The organism is Methylocaldum sp. (assembly GCF_039794385.1).
In the GTDB taxonomy this organism is placed as follows: Bacteria; Pseudomonadota; Gammaproteobacteria; order Methylococcales; family Methylococcaceae; genus Methylocaldum.
The window spans coordinates 1-2,916 of sequence record NZ_JBDIVO010000470.1; the positions used below are offsets into that span (position 1 = coordinate 1).

3 protein-coding genes are annotated in these 2,916 nt (G+C 60.0%); all 3 read left to right on the forward strand.

What is annotated here, in order from left to right; all coding sequences use genetic code 11:
- Positions 1 to 881, forward strand: an 881-nt coding sequence (locus ABJK70_RS22855; protein WP_347259239.1) for a helicase/relaxase domain-containing protein, incomplete at its 5' end; no start/stop codon positions are given.
- Between the two features lie 337 nt (positions 882 to 1,218).
- On the forward strand, positions 1,219 to 1,722 hold the full coding sequence (locus ABJK70_RS22860; protein WP_347259240.1) for a transporter substrate-binding domain-containing protein: 504 nt from the start codon (positions 1,219 to 1,221) through the stop codon (positions 1,720 to 1,722).
- Entirely contained in the window at positions 1,719 to 2,669 is a 951-nt protein-coding gene (locus ABJK70_RS22865) for a cation transporter (RefSeq protein ID WP_077732403.1), read from the forward strand. The genes ABJK70_RS22860 and ABJK70_RS22865 overlap by 4 nt, the downstream gene beginning before the upstream one ends.
- The last annotated feature ends 247 nt before the right edge of the window (positions 2,670 to 2,916 follow it).

The window sequence follows — 2,916 nt, forward strand, 5'->3', positions numbered from 1 at the left end:
CGCTCAACCGAAACGGCGCGGCCGGATGGCGAGTCGGTGACGATCTCTGGATGGTCAGCAAGCGCACCGTCGACGCCATACGTTTGCATCTCGTGCAATCCGGACACACCGGCATTCCGACCCAGAACGACCGTATCTTCGATGTCTTGCAGGAACACAGTGTTCTGGTGACCTGCAACGATCGCGCGATCTGGCTTGCCGTGGTCAACGGCGATGGTTGGGCGCATGAGCTGACACTGATTCGAATTCCGGTTTCCCGGCTTTGGCCGAATCGGGATCGCTGGCCCGACGAATTCCAGGGTACCGTCACGCCGGTTTCCCCGCGTCGATGCGAGGCGCCGGTGCAGGTGGATAAAACACCGGAAGGCACGGTTTCGGACAAGCCTCGATCCACTCCAGCACCGGATATCCCGGAATCCGTGACTGCCCAGATGAATGCCGGCACCAACTCACCCGGCTATTCGGCCGATCATCAGAACTATGAGGTAAAGTTACCTTTGTCTTTCGCTTCTCCCGATGATCTCGGCGAAGCCTTCCTATCCTGGCTGGTTGCGGGAATTGCCAGCAAAAAGCTGGATTACAACAATCCGGGCACCCGGATTCATGTCGTACCGGAAGGCGTGTTGCTGGTCAGCCCCGGTTTATTTCAGGATTTCGCCAAAGAGCCCGATGCATCCGATGGCTCCTGGGACAAAGTGCAGAAGCGTTTCCTGAAGCTGGGCTTGCACGAACGGACCGCGAACGGCATGAACGTCCACCGCTATATCGTGACCGGACAGAACCGTTCGACGGCGATCAACGGGATTCTGGTGAGGGACGTGGGACGAATCTTCAGGACCACCAATCCCCAGCCGAACCCGCATTTACGGCGAGCGTCTTAATGAATCTACTGTTTGGATTGAATGATCCGCGGTCGATTTGCGCTGATCAGTTCGTCGGACATCCTCGCCGAGTTTTTCCGCCTGGAGGAACGTCATATCACCGATCTTCTCCGGCTCTTCCTCCTGCACGCGGGGGCGGAGCAGGAAGTACACGTTGCCCTCGTCGAGTACGGTCGACTTGCACCCCTGTCATAAGCCCCTCCGGAATTTGATATATCGCAACTCATTGGGCCGGATGATAGGGCCGGTGTTGCTAGTAGGTCCGCAAACGAAATCGTACCGCTTCAAGCCGGTCTAATATTGTACCGACCGAATTCGGCCTATCTCGAACGCAACGATGATGCCTACTCTGGTTCTGGTGGCGCTCACCGTGTTCTTCTTGGCCGGCTGCGATTCCCTTCCGCGCGACAGTGCCGGGGCGCTAAACCGCGTGCGCGGTGGCGAATTGCGTGTCGGCGTGGCGGACAACCCACCCTGGGTACGCTTCGAGGGCGGCCGCGTCATGGGACTCGAACCCGAGCTGATCGAGGCTTGGGCGAAAGGCCTCGGTGCCCCCGTGACCTGGCGGAGCGGCGCAGAAGCGGAACTCATTGAAGCGCTGCATCGCCGAGAGATCGATGTACTGGCGGCGGGGCTCGACAGCAAGACGCCTTACAAATCCAAGCTCGGTCTTACGCAGCCTTACATTGAGATCGAGGATCGATACGGAACCGAGAAGAAACACGTGCTCGCCGTGACGCCGGGCGAGAGCGCGCTGCTTTTTTCGCTGGACCGATTCCTTGCCGCCCAGGACAAAGCCATGTTGCGACGCCGTGCTCAGCAGGAGAACGCGCAGCCATGAGGCCCCTCGATGCATTTGACCTGCCGCCCGAAAAAGAACGCGACCTAAAAAAGGCGCGGCGGTTGGAAACGTGGACATTGATCTATATCGCCTCGTCCACGACCTTTCTCGGTCTCACCATGGGCACCTCGCAAGCCATGCGGACGAGCTTCTTTGAAGACGCGTTTTCATCGGTGCCGGCGATCGCCTTTCTCGTCTGCACGCGCATCGCGCGCCGCAGAGCGAACGAGGATTTCCCTTACGGTTACCATGGCGTCGTCTCGATCGGCTATCTCACCGCCTCGCTCTCGCTCGTCGGTCTGGGCGGGTTTTTGCTGGTTGAAGCCGTGACCAAGCTGATCGCTGTCGAACGCACGACGATCGGTGGGATGACGCTTTTCGGCCATACGCTCTGGGCCGGCTGGCCTATGCTCGCGGCAATCGCTTACACGGCGATACCGAGCGTCTTTTTCGGTCGCGCGAAACTCAAGCTCGCACCCCAAATCCATGACAAAATCCTTTACGCCGACGCGAAGATGATGAAGGCCGACTGGATGGCGGAGACGGCGACGGCCGTCGGCGTGCTCGGTGTCGGCCTCGGTCTGTGGTGGCTCGATCCGGTGGCAGCCGCGCTGGTTTCCGCCGATATTCTCAAGGACGGCGTGGTCAACGTGTACGTGGCCGTGCACGACCTCATGGAGCGCCGCCCGATGAAAACCGATCGCTCGGGTCCCGAACCGCTCCCCGATGAGTTGCGCGCATGCATCGAAAGGCTCGACTGGGTCGCCGGCGCCACGGTCAGGCTGCGCGAAGTCGGGCACGTATTCTTCGGCGAAGTGTTCGTGACGCCGCGCGGTTCGCCCGAGGACTTGCCCGCGAAGATTCGTCACGCTGTGGCGGATGCGAAGTCGATCAACTGGCGGCTCCACGACGTGACAATCACGGTGCTGGACCGGCCGCCTGAGTGAGCCTGACGCTTGCCGGAGGAGGAGATTGCATGTCGAGGGCAGCGCCACTTTCGGAATTTCGGCGCCCTCGCGCAATTTTCGCCCATCCTAGAAATCTAGGATGCGGCCAGCCAGATACGTAGGTCGGCAATCCCTTGCCGACAAAGCCCTTCGCCGAGCCGATACGTCGGCAAGGGATTGCCGACCTACGTTCTCCCCTCCTGGCACGAATCCGTACACCGGGATGGAAAACGCTCTAAGTACATTC